Below are 19,145 nucleotides of genomic sequence, written 5' to 3' on the forward strand. Positions count from 1 at the left end.
GGTTGCGCGCCCGGTCCGGGCGCGGGCCTCCGGCGGGGATATTTATGGCAAGAGGAAGCTGCGGTTGCATCAGATGCAGCGGCCTCCGTCCACCTCCATCGCCACGCCGGTGATCATGGATGCCTCGTCCGAGCACAGGAAACAGGCGGCGTTGCCCAGGTCCTCGGGCTGGCTGAAACGGCCCAGCGGGATGGTGGCGAGGAACCTGGCGCGCATCTCGGGGGTGTCTTCGCCCATGAAGGATTTGAGCAGCGGCGTTTCCCCCGCCACCGGGTTCAGCGCGTTCACGCGGATGCCGGCGGGCGCCAGTTCCACCGCCATCGTGCGGGTGGCGGTGATCATCCAGCCCTTGGAGGCGTTGTACCAGTTCAGGTTGGGGCGCGGCGACACGCCGGCGGTGGAGGCGATGTTGAGGATCGCGCCGGCGCCGCGGTCCTTCATATGCGGCACCAGCGCGCGCGCGGTCAGGTAGACCGATTTCATGTTGATCCGGAAGACGCGGTCGAAATCATCCTCGGAGACCTCGTCGAGCGGGGTGGGCAGGTGGGTGACCCCGGCATTGTTCACCAGGATGTCGAGATGCCCGAACCCCGCCAGCGCGGCCTCGGCCATGGCCCGGACCGAGGCGCCGTCGCCGACATCGACCTGGTGCGCGATCGCAGTGTCGCCGAGTTCGGCGGCCATAGTCCGGGCGCCGTCGCCGTTGATGTCGGCGATCATGACCTTCGCCCCTTCGGCAGCAAACTTGCGCGCGATGCCCGCGCCGAACCCCGATGCGCCACCGGTGATGATGGCGGTTTTTCCTTTCAGCCGCATGGTGTCCCCCTTGGATTGCGGGCGCAGCCTAGCAGCGGCAGGCGCGGGGTCAATCGGGGTTCTCAATCGTCGGTGATCCGGCCACGCAGGGCCTTGATTTCACCGCGTGCCTTTTTCGCCTGGAGCCGGCGGCGCACCGATCCGCGGGTGGGCTTGGTGGCGATGCGCCGTTTCGGCGCGACCAGGGCACGGCGGATCAGCTCGGCCAGCCGGTCGCGCGCGATGTCGCGGTTGCGGGCCTGGCTGCGGGTTTCGTCGCACTGGATCACCAGCGCCCCGTCGGTGGTCCAGCGCCGCCCCGCCAGCCGTTTCAGCCGTGCCTTGACCGCGGGCGGCAGCGACGGGGACCGGGCCGCCTCGAACCGAAGCTCCACCGCGGTTGCGACCTTGTTCACGTTCTGCCCGCCGGGACCGGAGGCGCGGACGAAGCTTTCGGTCAGTTCCCAGTCCTGCAGGGCAACGGTGTCGCTGATCCGGAGCATGGCCCGCCGTTCCCGCGGCTCAGGCCGGGTGCGAACGCGCGGTCAGGCGTTGCACGATCAGCCGGAACGGCACCAGCGCCAACAGGGCGAGCGACAGCTTTACCAGCCAGTCCGCCACGCCCAGCGACACCCAGAGCGGGACGACCGGGCCCAGGCCCAGCAGCGGCAGCGCCGCGTTCGCCCAGGCCACGTCATTGCCCGGCTCCAGCCAGGTCAGCTGTGCCGAAAAGGCGATGGTGAAGAACAGCGCGGTGTCGACGCTGGACCCGATCAGCGTCGAGGCCAGCGGCGCGCGCCACCAGCGGCCATCGCGCAGCGCCGAAAAGATGGTCACGTCGAGCATCTGCGCCAGCAGGAAGGCGCAGCCCGATGCCAGCGCGATGCGCAGGGTCACCAGCGGGCCGAATTCGCCCATGATCTGCGTGCCGATCAGCGAGCAGACCACTCCGGTCACGAACCCCGCCAGCACCACCTTGCGGGCGGCGGGGGCGCCGTAGACGCGGTTCATCACGTCGGTGACGAGAAATGCCAGCGGATAGGTGAAGGCCCCCCAGGTCAGCCAGTTGCCGAACAGGAATTGCACCAGGATATTCGAGGCCACCACGATGGCGGCCATGGCGGCAATGCCGGGAAGATGTGCGCGTGTCATGTGATCATGCCCGTTTTGACAAGGTTGCGGCGACTTGGTCCGGGCGATGCCGGACGGGGGCATCTAACCCGCGCGGCGCGGCAATGCAAGTCAGTCGGGCAGGGTATATTCGACCAGTTCGGTGCGCTGGAAGAGCATGAAATTGTCATCCGAGATCATCGTGGCCCGCAACCGCCCGTCGCCGTCGCGCCAGACCGACAGGCCTTCGAGGTTGTCGTGGTCGCCGGTTTGCAGCAGCACGCGTTCACCCTTCGGGCCGTCTTCATCGACATCCCAGCGCCGCAGCCGGGAACGGAATCCCAGCGGGCTGACCGAGCGTTCCAGCAGGTAGAGGCGTCCGTCGGGGCCGAAATCGGCGCCCACCGGCAGGAACCGGCCGCGCGACGGCAGCGCAAAGGGCTGCGACCAGGTGCCGTTGTCCCAGCGATAGACCGGGATGTTGCCATCGGCATCGAGCTTGTCCTCGGGCATCGTGTAGAGACGGCCGCGCCGGTCCACGGCCAGTGCCTCGAACCCGCCGTTGCGCGGCATGTCGCGGAAGGCGGGCAGGCGGCGCAGCGGAACCGCGTTGGCGCCGGGATAGGCGAAACAGGAAACGCGCGTCACCGCCTCGAAGGACACGCAGAACGTGCCGTCGGGCATGATCGCGAGCCCCTCGGAATCGCCGGCGCGGCCCTGCAACCGCTTGCCTTCGGAAGAGCGCAGCCGTCCCGGTTTCGCGGGCCGTATCCCGACGATCCGGTCGCCGTCGCGCAGGATCGCGGCGTGAAACACCAGGCCGCGATCGGACATGACCAGCATCGCGCCCCCGTCGGGCGACAGCGCCAGCGCCGAGAACCCGCCGAACCATCGCGCGTCCATGCGCCATTCATATTCCCCGAGGAACTGCGCCGGCGGGCCTTCCGCCGCGCTGGCGGGCGCGGCGGGGGCGGGAAGAACCGGGGTCAGCGCGGCCCAGGCCGCTATTGCGATTGCAGGACCGAAACGCATTGCTTGGGCAGATCCGCCAGCACATATTCGCGGCGTTTTTTGGGTGCGGGCGCGTTCGGGTCGCGCGGCTTGGGCGGCGGTGGATTGAGAATGTTGTTCACCCATTGCTGGGCCTCGGCGCAGCCATCGCCCCGGGGCGGCGGATCCTGGTCGACGCAGCCGCGCATCCCGCGCGGACAGGCCAGCCGGACATGGAAATGATAATGGTGGCCCCACCAGGGCCGGATCTTGCGCAGCCAGTTGCGGTTGCCCTTTGCATCCTTGCACATCTGAACCTTGGCGCCGGGGAACACGAAGATCCGCGCCACCCGCTTGTCCCTGGCCGCCGCGCGCAGGATCTGGTGATGGGCGCGGCTCCAGTTGCCGTTGACATAGGCGCCCTCGGCGCGGCGCGTCGAGATCGACGAGATGTTCTCGCGCTTCTGGCGGCTGAGGTTCAGCCGCGAGGCGGGCAACATCCAGATGTCGATATCGAGCCCGATCTGGTGGCTGCGGTGCCCCGACAGCATCGGTCCGCCGCGCGGCTGGCTGATATCGCCGATATAGAGCCCGTTCCAGCCCGGCTGCCGCGCGGCAAAGCCGGACAGGTCGCGGATGAAACCGATGGTTTCGGGGTGGCCCCAGTTGCGGTTGCGGCTCAGCCGCATCGCCTGCCAGGTGGGGCCGGTTTCCGGCAGTTGCACGGCGCCGGCGACACATCCGCGGGAATAGCTGCCATAGGGGGCGGGTTTCTGGTGCGACGCGGTGGATTTGGCGCCGAACAGTTGCTTGGCCAGCGGCGCGGCATCCGCCGTTCCCGCCTGCGACATGGCCAGCGCCAGTATCAGCGCGGCGGCTCTTCTGAGGTGTCCCATGCTGCTCGATCCCCCTCGGGTTTGACCCATGCTAGCAGAAACAGCCCCAACAGGAACAGCCCAATGAGCGGGGTGACGCCCCATTGCTGGCTGCCGGTCCACAATGTGACCACGCCGATCAGCAGCGGCGCGATGAAGGATGTCGCCTTGCCGGCCAGCGCATAGAGCCCGAACGCCTCGGCCATGCGGGCGGGGTTGGCCTGGCGCACCATCATCGTCCGGCTCGCCGATTGCAGCGTGCCGCCGGCCGCGCCGATCAGCGCGCCGAGGATGTAGAACGCGGTGTCGGGCATCTTCGATCCGGGCTCGACCGGCATGCCGAACACCGCCTCACGGGATACGAACAGGATCGCCACCGCGACCACCGTCAGCGTCAGGATGCCCGCGACGATCACGGGTTTCGGTCCCAGCGCGCTGTCCACGCGCCCGCCGAGCCAGGCAAAGATCGCGCCGGTGATGATCGCGAGGATGCCGAACAGGCCGGTGTCGATCACGCTCCAGTTCAGCACGCCGGCCGCGTAGATGCCGCCGAACGTATACATGCCGTTGAGCGCGTCGCGGTAGAACATCGACGATCCGAGATAGGCGAACAGGCTGCGGTTGGCGGGCAGGCCGCGCAGCGTTTGCCCCAGCCCGCGCAGGGCCGCGGCCACCGCCGCGCCATCGGTGCCGCGCGGTTTGGGGTCGCGGACATAGAGAAAGAACGGCACCATGAAGACGATGAACCACAGCCCGGTCAGCGGCCCGACAAAACGGGTGCCTTCGCGCGCGGCCGGGTTCAGCCCCAGCGCGGGCGAGCGCCCCAGCATGGTGGTTCCGGTGGCCGCGTTCTCGGAAAAGAACAGCAGCATGATCACCAGCGCCAGCAGCCCGCCCACATAGCCGAACGCCCAGCCATTGCCCGAAATGCGGCCGATTTCCTCGGGCGTGCCGAGATCGGGCAGCATCGAGTTGGTGAATATGGTCGCGAATTCCATCCCGATCAGGCCGATGGCGAACAGGCACAGGACCAGCAGCAGGTCGAAATGGTCGGGATGGGCGAACCAGAGGCCGAAGCTGCCGACCACATACATGATCGAAAACAACCAGATCCAGCGCATCCGGTTGCCCGCGGTATCCGCCATCGCCCCCAGCACCGGTGCCAGGATCGCGATCACGATGCCCGCCGCGCCGATGCCGAAACCCCAGGCCGATTGCGCGCGCGTCCCGTCGCCCAGCATTTCCTTGACATAGGGTCCGAAAATGAAGGTCAGCAGGAGGGTGTTGTAGGGCTGGCTGGCCCAGTCGAAGAAGAACCAGCCCCAGATCCGCTTGCGCGCCGATATCTCCGCCATGCCCGTCCCGCCCTTTTTCGTTCGGGGGATTTAGACAGATTTAACGGGCGTCAATCAAGCGCATCGTGAAACAACGGGCGCGCAGGGCGGTATCCGTCGCCGCGACCGGGGCCGGGGTCAGGATCAAGGCCAGGGTGGGGACCACCGGTTCGGGCGGCTCTTGCCCTTTCGGTTTCGCGCGCTTAGGTCTCTTGCCGCAGCCTGCAACGGAGTATCCTGCAATGATGGCAATCTACGGCCCGCTTCAGCTGATCCTCAGCGTGGTCTACTTCGTGATGATCGCGCATATCATCATGAGCTGGCTGATCAGTTTCCAGGTCCTGAACCTGCGCCAGCAATTCGTGGCGCAGATCTGGTACGGGCTGAATCAGTTGCTCGAGCCGATCTATCGCCCGATCCGGAACATCCTGCCCAATACCGGGACCATCGACCTGGCGCCGCTGGTGGCGCTGATCATCGTGATCTCGCTGCGCGCCTATATCCTGCCGACGATCTTCGGCTTCATGTAATCCGGCCCTTGCCCGCACGCGGGACCTGTGGGACTGTCGCGCCGAGCAGTCCACAACAAAATATAGGCCCGCGATGCAACGCGCCGACGACATCTTGCGCGAGATATTCGGTTTCGACTGCTTCCGGCCCGGGCAGGAAGAGATCGTCCATGCGGTGGCCGCAGGCGAAAACGTGCTGGCGATCATGCCCACGGGCGGTGGCAAATCCCTGTGTTTCCAGCTGCCCGCGCTGCTGCGCGACGGCGTCACGGTGGTCATCTCGCCGCTGATCGCGCTGATGCGGGACCAGGTGCGCGCGCTGCAGGAGGCCGGTGTGGCCGCCGGCGCGCTGACCTCGGGCAATACCGGCGAAGAAAACGACGCCGTGTTCGCCGCGCTGAACGAAGGCCGGCTGAAACTGCTCTACATGGCGCCCGAACGGCTGGCCTCGGGCGCGGCGGCGGCGATGCTGCGGCGGGCGGGCGTGTCGCTGATCGCGGTGGACGAAGCCCATTGCGTCAGCCAGTGGGGCCATGATTTCCGCCCCGATTATCTGAGGATCGGCGAATTGCGGCGGGCGCTGCGGGTGCCGCTGGCGGCATTCACCGCGACCGCCGATGCCGAAACCCGCACCGAGATCGTGGAAAAGCTGTTTGACGGGGGAACGCCGCGCGTGTTCCTGCGCGGGTTCGACCGGCCCAACATCCACCTGGCCTTTGCCGCCAAGGATGGGCCGCGCCAGCAGATCCTGCGCTTTGCCGATGCGCGGCGCGGGCAGTCGGGGATCGTCTATTGCGGCACCCGCGCCAAGACCGAAACGCTGGCGGACGCGCTGGAGGTCGACGGCCACAACGCCTGCGCCTATCACGGCGGCATGGAGCCGGCCGACCGCCGCGCGGTCGAGGATCGCTTTGCCCGCGAAGACGGTCTGATCGTGGTCGCCACCGTCGCCTTCGGCATGGGCGTGGACAAGCCAGACATCCGCTGGGTGGCCCATGCGGACCTGCCCAAGTCGATCGAGGCCTATTACCAGGAAATCGGCCGCGCCGGGCGCGATGGCGCCCCGGCGGAAACGCTGACCCTGTTTGGCGCCGATGACATCCGCCTGCGCCGCACCCAGATCGACGAAAGCCCCGCCGCGCCCGAACGCCGCGCCGCCGATCACGCCCGTCTGAACGCGCTGCTGGGCCTGGCCGAGGCGCTGGGCTGCCGCCGCCGGATGCTGCTGCGCTATTTCGGTGAAACCGCCGAACCCTGCGGGTATTGCGATCTCTGCGACACCCCGCCCGAAACCTTCGACGGTACCCAGGCCGTGCGCAAGGCGCTGTCGGCGATCCTGCGCACCGGCGAATGGTTCGGCACCGGGCACCTGACCGACATCCTGACCGGAAACGCGACCGAAAAGGTCCGCGCGCGCGGCCATGACGCGCTGCCCACCTTCGGCGTCGGCGGCGAGTTCGACCGCCGTGGCTGGCAGGCGGTGTTCCGGCAGATGATGGGCCATGACCTCGTGCGCCCCGATCCCGAACGTCACGGCGCGTTGCGGCTGACCGACGCCGCGCTGCCCATCCTGCGCGATGCGGCGACGATCGACCTGCGCCGCGACACGATCCGGGCTGCCGGGCGCCGGCCCGATACGCCGCGCGCGCTGGTGTCGGACGAGGACGCCCCGCTGCTGGCCGCACTCAAGGCCAGGCGCCGGGACCTGGCCGAAACCGCCCGGATGCCCGCCTACATGGTGTTCACCGACCGCACCCTGATAGAGATGGCGGAAACCCGGCCCGCCGATCTGGACGCGATGGCACGGATCAGCGGCGTCGGGGCCAAGAAGCTCGACCGCTACGGCGCCGAGTTTCTCGCGGTCATCAATGGCGCGGCGGATATCCCGCACCCGGCGCGGCGCAAGCTGGCCGGGCAGGGGGCGGGCGACCTCTATGACCGGCTGCTGGCGGTGCAGACCGATCTGGCGCGCGGGGCCTGCGGGACGCTGAAACCGATGAGCTGTCCGGCACCATTGCTGGCGCGGGTCGCACAGCTGCGCCCCGGCGATGCCGGGACGCTGGAACGGCTGCTGGGCGACCGGCGCGCGGAACGGTTCGGCCCCGCCTTTCTGGATGTGTTGCAAGGGGCCGGGTAGACCGGGCCGAAGTCGACGGGAGAACGCGATGCTTGTGGTGATTTCACCGGCCAAGCGGCTGGACTGGAGCGAACGGGAGGGCGCGACCACCGCGCCGGATTTCGCGGCAGATGCGGTCCGCCTGGCGCGGACGGCGCGGAACCTGACGCTGAAGAACCTGCAGGACCTGATGAAGATCAGCCCCGAACTGGCGAAACTGAACCGCGACCGGTTCCGGGCCTTTTCCGAGACCCCGGATGCCGATGCGACCCGCCCGGCGGCACTGGGCTTTGCCGGCGATACCTATCTGGGGCTCGAGGCGGCGTCGCTCGACCCTGATGAATGGGACTGGGCACAGGATCACCTGCGCATCCTGTCCGGTCTCTACGGGCTGTTGCGCCCGCGCGATGCCATTCAGCCCTATCGGCTGGAAATGGGCAGCCGGCTTAGGACGCGGCGGGGCGCCTCGCTTTATGCGTATTGGGGGGACCGGATCGCGCGCGCGCTGAACGCCCAGGGCGAAACGGTGGGCGCGCGGGCGCTGGTGAATTGCGCGAGCCAGGAATATTTCGGGGCGGTCGCACCGGAGGCGCTGGAGCTGTCCGTGATCACCCCGGTGTTCATGGAGGATCGCCCCGGCGGGCCCAAGATCGTGAGCTTCTACGCCAAGCGGGCGCGTGGCGCGATGGCGCGGTTCATCGTTCAGCACCGCCTGACCGATCCCGCCGCGCTGACCGGGTTCGACAGCGGCGGCTACCGGTATCAGCCGGACCTGTCCGACCCCGGTCGTCCGGTGTTCCTGCGCGGGGCCGAGCCCGGCGCATCGAGCATCGAGGCGTCATAGGCGACCAGTTCGACGGTGTTGCCCTCGGGGTCCAGGGTGAACACGCCGCGCCAGCCGATCCAGCCGAACTGTTCCACCCGGTAGGGTTGGCCGAGCCGGTCGAACCAGCGCATCGCCGCCTCCTGTTCGGCAAAGGGCAGCGACAGCGCGATGTGATGCAGCGACGATCCCGCGCCGGTGGCCGGAGCCGCCGCGCCCGGCTCTGCGGAAAACAGCGCCAGCACCGCGGTATGGCCGCCATAGCCCGCACCGATCCTGAGAAAGGTGATGGCGGGATTGTGAAACCCGTCCAGCGGTTCCAGGCCGATCACGTCGCGGTAGAAGGCGGCCATGCCCGCCCGGTCGGCGCAACGGATGGCGATCTCGCCCAGCGCACGCGGGCGGAACCCCCGGTCGGGGCAGGTGTCGGGAGGCGGATCGTCCGGCATCGCCGCAGCCTAGGGCCGGTCCCGTCCTCAGCGCAACGCGCTATCCGGCAGCGGGGCGCGGGCATCCGGCGGACAGTCAGCGGCGATGCGTTCGTGGATCAGGGCCTTGCGCAGCGGCTTGGTCAGGTAATGGTCCAGCCCCGCGGCCAGGATCTCGGCGCTGTCGCCATCCATCGCATGGGCGGTCATGGCGACGACCGGCACATGGCCGCCCCGGTCGGCCTCGATGGCGCGGATCGCGCGCGTGGCCTGTTTGCCATCCATCCGGGGCATCGAGATATCCATGAACACCATGTCGGGGCGGAACTCGGAATAGGCCGCGACCGCCTCTTCGCCGTTCTCGGCAAAGCGCAGGTCGATGTCGAGATCCTTCACCATCTTGGTGAATACCAGCCGGTTGGTGCGATTGTCCTCGGCCGCCAGGATCCGCATTCTGCGGGCCTGTGACGGTGCCGGGGTCCGCTGTTCGACCGACGCGGCAGCGGTTTCGGAAACGGGGGGAGGTTCGGCTCTGGTAACCGTTGGCCCGACCGTGCTCTGACCAATGGGGATCCCGGCCTCTGGCGACCGGGCCAGAGCCTGGGGCGGGGTGGTGTCGGCGACGGGTCTGTCCCCGTCATCCCCCGGCGCAGGTTGGAGTGCCGGCGCCTGGTCCAGCCGGGCGAGGCTCGCCAGCAGATCGCTGCGCCGGACCGGTTTCTGCAGCACGTCATGCAGCCTTGCCCGTTGCGGGTCCGGGTCGATGTTGCCGGGATTGGCGCTGAACAGGATCACGGGCAATCCGGGGCGGTCGCGCTGCAGGGCCTCGGCCAGATCCAGCCCGTCCATGTCCGGCAGGGACTGGTCGCACAGGACCAGGCCGGTGTCGGCACCGGCCGCCTCGATCGCCGCGGCGCCCGTGCAGCAGCAGGTTGCCGGCAGGTTCAGCTGCCCCAGCCGTTTGCGCAGGATTTCGCGGTTGGTGTCCTGGCCGTCCACCACCAGCGTGGTCCCGGTCAGGGCCGGGATGGGGGGCAGCGGGCGCATGGGCTCGGCCCGGTCGAGCGTGATCCGAAAGCCAAAGCACGATCCCTTGCCTTCCTCGCTTTCGACCCAGACCTTGCCGCCCATCAGCCCGATCAGCCGCTGGGTGATCGCCAGTCCCAGCCCGGTGCCTTCGAATTCGCGGCTGTGTTCGTCATCGACCTGGTTGAATTCGCCGAATATGTGGCCGACCTTGTCCGCCGGTATGCCGATGCCGGTATCCTCGATCGCCACATGGATCGCGCAGCCGCTGCCGGTATCGTCGGGCACGCCGGTCACGCGGATCAGCACATGTCCCCGCCGGGTGAATTTCACCGCATTCCCGGCGAGATTGGTCAGGATCTGCCGCAGCCGGCCGGGATCGCCGACGAACATCGTCGGCAGGAACAGGTCGTAATCGACCGCGAGCGCCAGGTCCTTGTCGCGGGCGATCGGCGCCAGCAGCATCACCACCTCGTGGATGCAGCGTTCGAGGTCGAAGGGTTCGGGGCGCAGGGTCAGTTTCTCGGCCTCGATCTTGGAATAATCGAGCACGTCATTGATGATCACCAGCAGCGCCTCGCCCGAATTGCGGATGGTGTTGACGTAGAGCTGCTGTTCCTCGTCCAGCCCGGTGTCGAGCAGCAGGTCGGCCATGCCGACCACGCCGTTCATCGGGGTGCGGATCTCGTGGCTCATGTTGGCGAGAAAGGCGGACTTGGCGCGGTTGGCCGCCTCGGCCCTGACCCGCGCGGTCGTCAGCCTCGCCTCGTAGCGAACGGTGGCGGTGATGTTCAGCGCGAGGCTGACCACGTCGCCGCCATGGGCGCGGCTGTCGACCAGACGGATATAGGCGTCGTTCCACATCCGGATCACGACCGGCTGGGGGGACGGGGAAAACCAGCGCTCGGCCATCATCGCGCGCCAGTCGTCCGGTGCCAGGTCCTGGGTGTCGACCAGCCCTTCGTCGGTCATCAGTTGCAGGATACGCATGTAGGACACGCCGGGGGCGATTTCCTCGAGCCCTTCGAAGGCGTCTATATAGGCGCTGTTCGCGCCGATCAGGATGCCGTCGGAATCGAAAAAGGCGAACCCGTCCTGGATGGTCTGGATCGAATGCCACAGCCGCCGCTCGGCGATCTCGATCTTGGCATTGGCGGCGGTCAGGTCCGATTTGACCTTTTCGTTTTCGTCCCGGACGGTTTCGACCTCGGCCCTGGTCTGGCCGATCTGGCGGGTCAGGGCCAGCGCGTGGCGGCCGAGCTTGCGGTTGGCAGCCGACAGTTCGGCCTGCTTGAGCTCGAGCAGGCGTTCGGCGGCAAGCCGCGCACGCCGTTCCTCGGCGAGTTTATGTGTAAGGCTCATGCAGGCAGCTCCGCATCCGGCCCGGCAGGCAATTCCGCCCGGCAGCATCCGCGATCCCGGTGAACAAGTGTTTAAGCGGCGACGGGAATCGTTGCCTGGGGCGCGGCCGGCATGCAAACCTGCCCGCGTGCAACGGGAGGATGGACGATGAAACCGGATCGGATCGGGGCCGCGCTGGCCTGCATGATGGGTGTCGCCGGTATCGCCGGCGGGGCGGTGGCGGATTGCGCCAGCGACGAGGACGTGGCCAGGTTTGCCGCCGATTATGCCGCCGGAACACCGACGCGGGCGCTGGTGGCCGATGGCAGCATGGAGGATGCGCTCTGCACCCAGGCCAAGGTCGCCGCCGCGATCAGCAAACAGATGGGGCCGGTGATCGGATACAAGGCCGGGCTGACCAGCAAGCCCGCGCAGGACCGCTTCGGCGTGACCGAGCCGGTGCAGGGGGTGCTCTACCGCGACATGATGCTGCCCGACGGGGCCGAGGTGCCGGAGAAATGGGGCGCGCGCCCGGTATTCGAGGCCGACCTGATCCTCGTCGTCGGTGACGCCGCGATCAATGACGCGGCCAGCGGCGAAGACGCCATGGCGCATATCTCGGCGGTGCATCCGTTCATCGAACTGCCGGACCTGACCGTTGCCGAGGGCGAGCCGATCACCGGGGTGACCCTGACCGCCATCGGCGTGGCGCCGAAACTGGGCGTGCTGGGCAGCGCGATCCCGGTCGACGACCCGGCGGCGATGCACGCGGCGCTGGGCGCGATGACGGTCACGCTGTCGGCCGCCGATGGCGAGGTCCTGGCCGAGGTGCCCGGCGCGGCGGTGCTGGGGCATCCGGTGAATTCGCTCATGTGGCTGATGTCGAAGGGGATCGACCTGAAACCGGGCGACATGATCTCGGTCGGATCCTTCGGGCCGCTGGTGCCGCCCGCCAAGGGCAAGGGCGGGGCGACCGCCACCTATACCGGCCTGCCGGGCGATCCGTCGGTGTCGGTGGTGTTCCGCTGACAGGGCCGGCGCGCGGGGGCCGGGCAGGATGCTGAAACGGCACCGCGAGGGACGACCCTAGCGGCGTCCCTCGCGCAGCCAGCCGCCCACGATCAGGGCCGCCGCCATCGCCAGCACCAGCCAGGCGGGCAGCAGGGGCGTGCGGGTCACGTCGCGGGTTTCATAGGCGCCGCGCGGCACCAGCCCGATCCAGCCGCGCCCCGCGGCGGGGCGGCCTTCGCGTATGTTGCGCAGGCTCGGCAACCCGTCCTGCAGGTGCATCACGCCGCCCTTCAGCGACGCCACGACCGGGGCCAGCACCTCGCCGCTGGCGATGGTCTGTTCGAATTCGCGCGGGGCGGCGGGGCCGAGCCCGATCACCGCGTCGCGGTCGCCTTCGCGCAGCCGGTAGAGCCCGATCTGCGGCCCGTCATAGAGGGCTTCGAACCGACCCGGCGCGGTTTCTCCCAGCGAGACCTGATCGGTGCCGCCATCCGGGCGCGTCACCGTCACCGCGCCGATATCATCCGTCAACGACCGGCGAATGATGCGCATGCTCTGGCCCGTTGCCTCGGCCCAGAGCGCCTCTTCCTCCAGTTCGGGTTCCTTCATCATCCAGTGCGCCAGCCGCCGCAACAGTTCCAGCTGCGGCCCGCCGCCCTCGAAGCCCCGGCTCCAGAGCCAGGCATGGTCCGAGGCCAGCAGCGCCACCCGGCCCTCGCCGACACGGTCGAGCAGCAGCAGCGGCCTGTCGTCGAGCCCGGTCATCACGGTCTGGCCGGATTCGGCCCTGACCTCGATCTGGCGCAGCCAGCTGCCCCAGCCATCCGCGTCGGGCAAGCCGGCGGTGACCGGATGGCGGGCGCCGAGCTCGGTGACCGAGGGGCGATAGCGGTCCTCGATCACCCGCGCGCTGGGCTGGGCGGGCAGGACCGCGGCCAGCGGCGACCGGTAGATACTGTCGGCCCCGGCGAAATCCGGCCCCGCCGCCACCAGCACCGCGCCGCCGCGATTGACGTAATCGGCCACGTTGTCGAGATAGATCGCCGGCAGGATGCCGCGCCGCTTGTAGCGGTCGAAGATGATCAGGTCGAAATCGTCGACCTTCTCCAGGAACAGTTCGCGGGTGGGAAAGGCGATCAGGCTCAGCTCGCCCACGGGCACGCCATCCTGTTTCTCGGGCGGGCGCAGGATCGTGAAATGCACCAGGTCCACCGAACTGTCGGATTTCAGCAGGTTGCGCCAGGTGCGGCTGCCCGGATGCGGCTCGCCCGACACCAGCAGCACCCGCAGCCGGTCGCGCACGCCGTTGATCTGGATCAGCGCGGTGTTGTTGCGCGCGGTGATCTCGCCATCCGCCTCGGGCACCGTGAACTGCAGCACGTTGCGGCCGCCATGGGGCAGGGTGACCGGCAGGTCCATGTCCTGGCCGATCGGCACGTCGTAGCGTTGCGGTTCGCCGCCATCTACCGCGATCTCCAGCGGCGCGGTCGCGACGCCCGCGGGGGCCGCGCCGCTGTCCTCGATCCGCAGGGTCAGCGTGACCGGTTCGCCGATGATGGCAAAGGCCGGCGCGTTGCGCACGATCAGGCGGCGGTCCCAGTCTTCGTCATGGCCGGTGAGCAGGACATGCATCGGCGCGGGCAGCGCGGCGGGGGCGCGGTCAATGTCATGCACCCGCCCGTCGGTGAGCGCGATGATCCCGGCGACGCGGGCGCGCGGCTCGCCGGCCAGCGCCTCGTTCAGGGCGGTCATCAGTTCGGTGCCGGCATCCTCCGCGCCGTCTGCCAGCGTCACCCGCCGCAATTCGGTGTTGGGCCGCGCGGCGATCTGGGCGGCCAGCCGGTCGGCGGCGCCGCGCATCTGGGCAGGGCGGTCCGACAGGGTCTGGCTGGCGCTTTCGTCCTCGATCATCACCACGATGTCCGAGAGCGGCGCGCGATCCTCGACCTGGTAGACCGGCCCGGCCAGCGCGCCGAGCAGCACCAGCGCGCCCAGCGCGCGCAGCCCCCAGCCGGACAGCCCGCGCACCAGTGCCAGCACAACCGCCGCGAGCGCCGCGACCGCCAGCCCGGCGATCACCGGCCAGGGCAGCAGCGGATCGAAGATCACCGACCCGGTCACTGGCCCAGCCTGTCCAGCAGCGCGGGCACATGCACCTGGTCGGATTTGTAGTTGCCGGTCAGCACATGCATCACCAGGTTGACGCCGAACCGGTAGGCCAGTTCGCGCTGGCGTTCCCCGGCAAAGCCGCGCCCGACCGGCAGCATCGACCGGCCGGCGGGATCGACCGCCCAGGCGGCGGCCCAGTCATTGCCGCCGATCACCACCGGCGTCACCCCGTCGTTGAGATTGCGGAACGGCATGCCTTCGGCGCGTTCCGCGTCCGGCGGCGCCGCCTCGACCCAGACCCCGCGGCCGGCATGGCGGCCGGGGAAATCCTGCAGCAGGTAGAAGGTGCGGGTCAGGACGTGGTCGGCGGGCAGCGGTTCCAAAGGCGGAATGTCCAGCGGCGCGGCCAGTTGCTGCAGCTTGCGCCCGTTGGGGCTGGCGGCGCCAAAGCCCGCGATATCGGCGTCGCGGGTGTCGAACAGGATCATGCCGCCCGACCGCAGATAGGCGTTCAGCCGGGCATAGGCCTCGCCCGAGGGTTGCGGCTGATCGGGGGTGACCGGCCAGTAGAGCAGCGGGAAGAACGCCAGTTCGTCGCGTTCCAGATCGACCCCCACCGGGTCGGCCGGTTCGACCGAGGTGCGGTAGGACAGGATCCTGCTCAGCCCGGCCAGCCCGGCCCAGGTCACATCGTCGACCCGCGCGTCACCGGTCAGGACATGGGCCAGAGACAATTCGGCGGCGGCACGGATCGCGGCCGCGTCATCGGCGGTCTGCGCCTGACCCTGCGGGATCGGCAGCACCAGGACCAGCGCCAGCGCGGCCGCCGCCCGTCCGCCCGCGCCGGTCAGCCGTCCGGTCAGCCACAGCACCGCCAGCACGTCGATGGCCAGCAGCCCCAGCGCCAGCGCCAGCAGCGGGCCACCCAGCGGCGTTTCGCGTTCGACGCCGGTGCCCTCGACCGGCACCGTGGCGGGCCAGCCGGCCGGGGTCAGGACCGCGCCCGGTTCGAGCACATTGCGCGCCAGCCGCCGGTCTCCGCTCTGGTACAGCCCCGGACGCAGCGCGGGGCCGACCGGGGCGGTGGCCAGCTCGGGCCCGTCGATGCCGGGCAGGGTGCCCGCTTCGGACAATGTGCCGAACCCGTCCATCACCTGGAGCGGTGTCCAGGTGGTGCCTTCGAGATCGGCCGCTTCGGGCGCCTTGGCCGTGGAGGACACCGCCAGCCGTTCCAGCATCTCGACGAACAGGCCCGACAGCGGCAGGCTCGACCATTCCGCGTTGGCGGTGACGTGGAACAGCACCACCTGCCCCTGGCCCAGCGGTTTGCGCGTGACCAGCGGCGTGCCGTCGCCAAGCGCGGCGATCACCCGGTCGGCCAGCGTCGGGTCGGGCTGCGCGACCACCTGCGCCGATACCGCCACGTCGGCGGGAACGGACAGGCCGTGAAAGGGCGAGCCATCGGGGAACGGCGCCAGCGCCTTGGGTTCGCCCCAGCTCATCGCGCCGCCGACGCTGCGTCCGCCCGCGCGCAGGCGTACCGGCATCAGCGGGTGTTCCTCGGTGCGCGACACGTCGCTGGCCGCCAGCCGCGGCCCGGCAAAGCGCAGCAGCATCCCGCCGGCATCGACCCAGTCGGTCAGCGCGGTTTCCTCTGCCGCCGAGAGCGTGGCCACGTCGGCCAGGACCACCACGTCGGGATTGGCCGGCAGCAGGTCGCTCAGCGCCCCGTGCAACAGGTCGGCGCTGGGGGCCAGCGCCTGTTCCAGGTAGTGCAGCGGCGACAGCAATTCGAGCCCCTCGCGGTCGTCGCGCCCGGCGACCAGCGCCACTTCGCGCCGGCGCAGGCTGTCATCCGCGAGGCTGACCGCGCCGGCCGAACGTTGGCCGCGGATCTCGAACCGGGTGATACGCGCGCGCAGCTCGGACGGCAGCGACAGCGCCGCGTCGGCGGTGGTCGCGCCCGCGTCGAACCGTGCGGGAACGGTGGCCAGCACGCGGGCATGTCCCGCCGGATCGCGCCCCTGCGCCGTCAGCGTCACCTCGCGGGCCGGGCCGGGGGCCGACCGGATCGCGGTCAGCTGCACCGCCCCGTCCCGGAACCCGGCCGGCTCTAGCCCCAGCACCGCGCCGGGCGATTGAAACACGGTGACCGCACCGCGCGCCTGCAGCGCCGCGAGCAGGTCGCCGCGCCCGTCATAGTCCAGCCCGTCGCCCAGCCAGTGGGTGTCGAACCGGCCCTCGATCGCCTGCACCGCCGCCTGCGCCGCCGCGACCTGCGCCGGACCGGGGGGCCAGGGGGCGGGGGCGAGCCCGGCCAGCCGGCTCTGCCAGACGTCCGGGGCCTGGAACACGGCATCGGCGGGATCGGTCAGCCGCAGCAGCGCCACCGGACGGTTGGCGCGGGCGGCCTCGTCGAGCTGCGCGCCGATTAGGGCGGTGGTCTGCGGCCAGCGCGAGGCCCCGGCCCATCCGCCATCGAGCAGGATCAGCAGCGGACCGCTGCCGGTATCGGCCTGCCGGGGGTTCAGCACCGGCCCGGCCAGGCCGAGGATCACCGCCGCGATCGCCAGCATCCGCAGCAGCAGCAGCCACCAGGGCGTGCGGTCGGTCACGGTTTCGTCGTCGGTCAGCCCCAGCAGCAGGGCGACGCCGGGAAACCGGCGGCGGACCGGCGCCGGCGGCACCGCGCGCAGCAGCAACCACAGGACCGGCAGCGCGAGCAGGCCCAGCAGCAGCCATGGCTGCGCAAAGCCGATGCCGCCCAGAACCGTCACCGCCGCCGCCCGGCATCAAGCGCGCGGTAGAGCCACAGCAGCGCCGTTTGCGCGGCGTGGTCGGTCCGGTGCCGGCCCAGCCGCCAGCCGGTGGCGCGGCACAGCCGTTCGAGCGCCTCGCGCCGTTCCGCCAGCCGGTCGAGGTAACGCCCGCGCAGGTCGTCCGCCTTCAGGGTCTCGTGGCGCAATTCTCCGCCGATGCTCTCGAAGACGCTGCGCCCGCGATAGGGAAATTCCGCCTCGGCGGGGTCGAGCAGATGCAGCAACACGCCGCGCACGCCCCGGTCGGCGGCCTTGGTCAGCGCGGTTTCCACCGGCGCGATATCGCCCAGGAAATCCGACACGAACACCGCCCGCGCATGGGGCAGCATGGCGCGGTGTTCCGGCGGGGCGTAGTCTTCGGGCAGGTCGCGCGACAGCATTTCGGTCAGCCGCAGCACCTGCGCGTTGCCGCGTCGCGGCGGCAGGACGGTGCCGGTCAACCCGACCCGTTCGCCGCCCCGGATCAGCAGGATCGCCAGCGCCAGCGTCAGCAGCCGGGCGCGGTCGATCTTCTCGGGCAGGGCGTCGTTCGAGGCGAACCGCATCGACGCGCCCCGGTCGCACCACAGCATCACCGACTGCGCGATCTGCAATTCGCGTTCGCGAACGTATTGCGTGTCGCCCCGCGCCGACCGGCGGTGGTCGATCAGCCGCCGGCTGTCGCCGGGCTGCGCCGGGCGATACTGCCAGAAATCATCGCCCAGACCGGCGCGGCGCCGGCCATGGTCACCCAGCAGAACGGTGCCGGCCAGGTGCTCAGCCCGCGCCAGCAGCGGCGGCAGGCGGCCGGCTTCGGCCTCGGCCCGTTCCCGCAGGGTGAGCGCAGATGTCACGCGGCCGCCTCGCCGCGCGTGGAAATCGCGGCGGTGGTGGCGTCGATCAGGTCGGCAAGGCTGTCGCCGCGGGCGCGGGCCGAGAAGTTCAGCGCCATCCGGTGGCTGAGCACCGGGCGCGCCATGTCGATCACATCCTCGGCGCTGGGCGCCAGGCGCCCCTGAAGCAACGCGCGGGCGCGGACCATCAGCATCAGCGCCTGCGCGGCGCGCGGTCCAGGCCCCCATGCCACCGTTTCGGCCACGCGCTCGGGGGCGCCGGGGCTGTCGGGGCGCAGGGCGCGCACCAGATCCAGAATGGTCTCGACCACGGATGCGCCCACCGGCATCCGCCGCAGCAGCTCCTGCGCGGCCAGCAATTCGTCGCGGCTGAAGACCTGGGTGGCGGCGTCTTCCTCGGTGCCGGTGGTGGCGATCAGGATGTCGCGTTCGGTGTCGCGGTCGGGATAGGCCACGTCGATCTGCACCAGGAACCGGTCGAGCTGGGCCTCGGGCAGGGGATAGGTGCCTTCCTGTTCGATCGGGTTCTGGGTGGCCAGCACATGGAACGGCGCGTCCAGCGGCCGGTCGGCGCCCGCCACCGTGACGACGCGTTCCTGCATCGCCTGCAACAGCGCCGACTGGGTGCGCGGGCTGGCGCGGTTGATTTCATCGGCCATCAGCAACTGGCAGAAGATCGGCCCCGGCACGAAACGGAAGGACCGGGTGCCGTCGGTGGCGGTGTCCAGCACCTCGGAGCCCAGGATGTCCGCCGGCATCAGGTCCGGCGTGAACTGGATGCGGTTGCCCTGCAGGCCCATCACCGTCGACAGGGTTTCGATCAGCCGGGTCTTGCCCAGCCCGGGCAGGCCGATCAGCAGCCCGTGCCCTCCGCACAGCAAGGTGGCCAGCGTCAGGTCCACGACCCGCTGCTGGCCGATGAAGCGGCGGCCGATCGAACTGCGCGCCTTGACCAGTTTCTGTTCCAGCGCCTCGATTTCGGCGACCAGGTCGGCGGGATCGGACATGACTTTCCTTTCATGGCGC

General features: G+C 69.7%; 16 protein-coding genes. 4 read left to right on the plus strand and 12 right to left on the minus strand.

Translation table 11 applies throughout. The features are described from left to right. Nucleotides 1–69 precede the first annotated feature (69 nt). From C6Y53_RS15450 to C6Y53_RS15475, 6 genes are all read right to left on the minus strand, one after another. Nucleotides 70–816 carry an SDR family oxidoreductase gene (locus C6Y53_RS15450; RefSeq protein ID WP_106473253.1) on the minus strand — a complete coding sequence of 249 codons (747 nt, stop codon included), beginning with the start codon at nt 814–816 and terminating at the stop codon, nt 70–72. A gap of 62 nt (nt 817–878) precedes the next feature. Continuing rightward, a complete protein-coding gene (gene arfB / locus C6Y53_RS15455) occupies nt 879–1,298 on the minus strand; it encodes an alternative ribosome rescue aminoacyl-tRNA hydrolase ArfB (protein WP_106473254.1) in 420 nt (139 codons plus the stop codon). A 19-nt stretch (nt 1,299–1,317) separates the two neighbouring features. Beyond that, a complete protein-coding gene (locus C6Y53_RS15460) occupies nt 1,318–1,947 on the minus strand; it encodes a queuosine precursor transporter (protein WP_106473255.1) in 630 nt (209 codons plus the stop codon). 90 nt (nt 1,948–2,037) lie between these two features. Then, a complete protein-coding gene (locus tag C6Y53_RS15465; RefSeq protein WP_106473256.1) occupies nt 2,038–2,937 on the minus strand; it encodes an esterase-like activity of phytase family protein in 900 nt (299 codons plus the stop codon). After that, a complete protein-coding gene (gene mepA, locus C6Y53_RS15470) occupies nt 2,910–3,746 on the minus strand; it encodes a penicillin-insensitive murein endopeptidase (RefSeq protein WP_244615014.1) in 837 nt (278 codons plus the stop codon). Before mepA ends, C6Y53_RS15465 begins: the two co-directional genes overlap by 28 nt. A gap of 14 nt (nt 3,747–3,760) precedes the next feature. Continuing rightward, on the minus strand, nt 3,761–5,125 hold the full coding sequence (locus C6Y53_RS15475; protein WP_106473258.1) for an MFS transporter: 1,365 nt from the start codon (nt 5,123–5,125) through the stop codon (nt 3,761–3,763). 221 nt (nt 5,126–5,346) lie between these two features. Between C6Y53_RS15475 and C6Y53_RS15480 the strand changes: the two genes are divergently transcribed. The 3 genes from C6Y53_RS15480 (at nt 5,347) to yaaA (ending at nt 8,573) form a co-directional block, all read left to right on the plus strand. After that, a complete protein-coding gene (locus C6Y53_RS15480) occupies nt 5,347–5,634 on the plus strand; it encodes a YggT family protein (RefSeq protein ID WP_106473259.1) in 288 nt (95 codons plus the stop codon). A gap of 73 nt (nt 5,635–5,707) precedes the next feature. Beyond that, entirely contained in the window at nt 5,708–7,750 is a 2,043-nt protein-coding gene (gene recQ / locus C6Y53_RS15485; protein ID WP_106473260.1) for a DNA helicase RecQ, read from the plus strand. Nucleotides 7,751–7,778: 28 nt separating this feature from the next. Next, on the plus strand, nt 7,779–8,573 hold the full coding sequence (gene yaaA, locus C6Y53_RS15490) for a peroxide stress protein YaaA (protein WP_106473261.1): 795 nt from the start codon (nt 7,779–7,781) through the stop codon (nt 8,571–8,573). Here yaaA and C6Y53_RS15495 read toward each other — a convergent pair. Then, entirely contained in the window at nt 8,492–9,001 is a 510-nt protein-coding gene (locus C6Y53_RS15495; protein ID WP_106473262.1) for a VOC family protein, read from the minus strand. The genes yaaA and C6Y53_RS15495 overlap by 82 nt on opposite strands. Nucleotides 9,002–9,028: 27 nt before the next feature. After that, the gene (locus C6Y53_RS15500) at nt 9,029–11,368 is read right to left on the minus strand and encodes a response regulator (protein WP_106473263.1); all 2,340 of its coding nucleotides are present in this window, start codon (nt 11,366–11,368) and stop codon (nt 9,029–9,031) included. A 147-nt stretch (nt 11,369–11,515) separates the two neighbouring features. On the opposite strand from C6Y53_RS15500, the gene C6Y53_RS15505 reads away from it, so the two are divergent. After that, nucleotides 11,516–12,376, plus strand: a complete 861-nt coding sequence (locus C6Y53_RS15505; RefSeq protein ID WP_106473264.1) for a 2-keto-4-pentenoate hydratase — start codon at nt 11,516–11,518, stop codon at nt 12,374–12,376. Between the two features lie 57 nt (nt 12,377–12,433). On the opposite strand, the gene C6Y53_RS15510 is transcribed toward C6Y53_RS15505, so the two are convergent. The 4 genes from C6Y53_RS15510 to C6Y53_RS15525 are packed head-to-tail and all read right to left on the minus strand — an operon-like array spanning nt 12,434 to nt 19,126. Further along, nucleotides 12,434–14,479, minus strand: coding sequence for a glutamine amidotransferase (locus C6Y53_RS15510; protein ID WP_106473265.1), 2,046 nt, complete (start codon nt 14,477–14,479; stop codon nt 12,434–12,436). After that, a complete protein-coding gene (locus tag C6Y53_RS15515) occupies nt 14,476–17,244 on the minus strand; it encodes a DUF4159 domain-containing protein (RefSeq protein ID WP_106473266.1) in 2,769 nt (922 codons plus the stop codon). Before C6Y53_RS15515 ends, C6Y53_RS15510 begins: the two co-directional genes overlap by 4 nt. After that, nucleotides 17,241–18,119: a DUF58 domain-containing protein gene (locus C6Y53_RS15520; RefSeq protein WP_106473267.1), complete on the minus strand. Its 879-nt coding sequence runs from the start codon at nt 18,117–18,119 to the stop codon at nt 17,241–17,243. Before C6Y53_RS15520 ends, C6Y53_RS15515 begins: the two co-directional genes overlap by 4 nt. Continuing rightward, nucleotides 18,116–19,126, minus strand: a complete 1,011-nt coding sequence (locus tag C6Y53_RS15525; RefSeq protein ID WP_106473268.1) for an AAA family ATPase — start codon at nt 19,124–19,126, stop codon at nt 18,116–18,118. The genes C6Y53_RS15520 and C6Y53_RS15525 overlap by 4 nt, the downstream gene beginning before the upstream one ends. Nucleotides 19,127–19,145: the final 19 nt, after the last annotated feature.

The organism is Pukyongiella litopenaei, from assembly GCF_003008555.2.
Taxonomy (GTDB): domain Bacteria; phylum Pseudomonadota; class Alphaproteobacteria; order Rhodobacterales; family Rhodobacteraceae; genus Pukyongiella; species Pukyongiella litopenaei.

Coding starts and splice junctions, on each gene's coding strand:
- C6Y53_RS15460 (WP_106473255.1), bottom strand. CDS start 1,947: ATGACACGCGCACATCTTCCCGGCATTGCCGCCATGGCCGCCATCGTG.
- C6Y53_RS15475 (WP_106473258.1), bottom strand. CDS start 5,125: ATGGCGGAGATATCGGCGCGCAAGCGGATCTGGGGCTGGTTCTTCTTC.
- C6Y53_RS15495 (WP_106473262.1), bottom strand. CDS start 9,001: ATGCCGGACGATCCGCCTCCCGACACCTGCCCCGACCGGGGGTTCCGC.
- arfB (WP_106473254.1), bottom strand. CDS start 1,298: ATGCTCCGGATCAGCGACACCGTTGCCCTGCAGGACTGGGAACTGACC.
- mepA (WP_244615014.1), bottom strand. CDS start 3,746: ATGTCGCAGGCGGGAACGGCGGATGCCGCGCCGCTGGCCAAGCAACTG.
- C6Y53_RS15500 (WP_106473263.1), bottom strand. CDS start 11,368: ATGAGCCTTACACATAAACTCGCCGAGGAACGGCGTGCGCGGCTTGCC.
- C6Y53_RS15525 (WP_106473268.1), bottom strand. CDS start 19,126: ATGTCCGATCCCGCCGACCTGGTCGCCGAAATCGAGGCGCTGGAACAG.
- C6Y53_RS15450 (WP_106473253.1), bottom strand. CDS start 816: ATGCGGCTGAAAGGAAAAACCGCCATCATCACCGGTGGCGCATCGGGG.
- C6Y53_RS15465 (WP_106473256.1), bottom strand. CDS start 2,937: ATGCGTTTCGGTCCTGCAATCGCAATAGCGGCCTGGGCCGCGCTGACC.
- recQ (WP_106473260.1), top strand. CDS start 5,708: ATGCAACGCGCCGACGACATCTTGCGCGAGATATTCGGTTTCGACTGC.
- C6Y53_RS15480 (WP_106473259.1), top strand. CDS start 5,347: ATGATGGCAATCTACGGCCCGCTTCAGCTGATCCTCAGCGTGGTCTAC.
- yaaA (WP_106473261.1), top strand. CDS start 7,779: ATGCTTGTGGTGATTTCACCGGCCAAGCGGCTGGACTGGAGCGAACGG.
- C6Y53_RS15505 (WP_106473264.1), top strand. CDS start 11,516: ATGAAACCGGATCGGATCGGGGCCGCGCTGGCCTGCATGATGGGTGTC.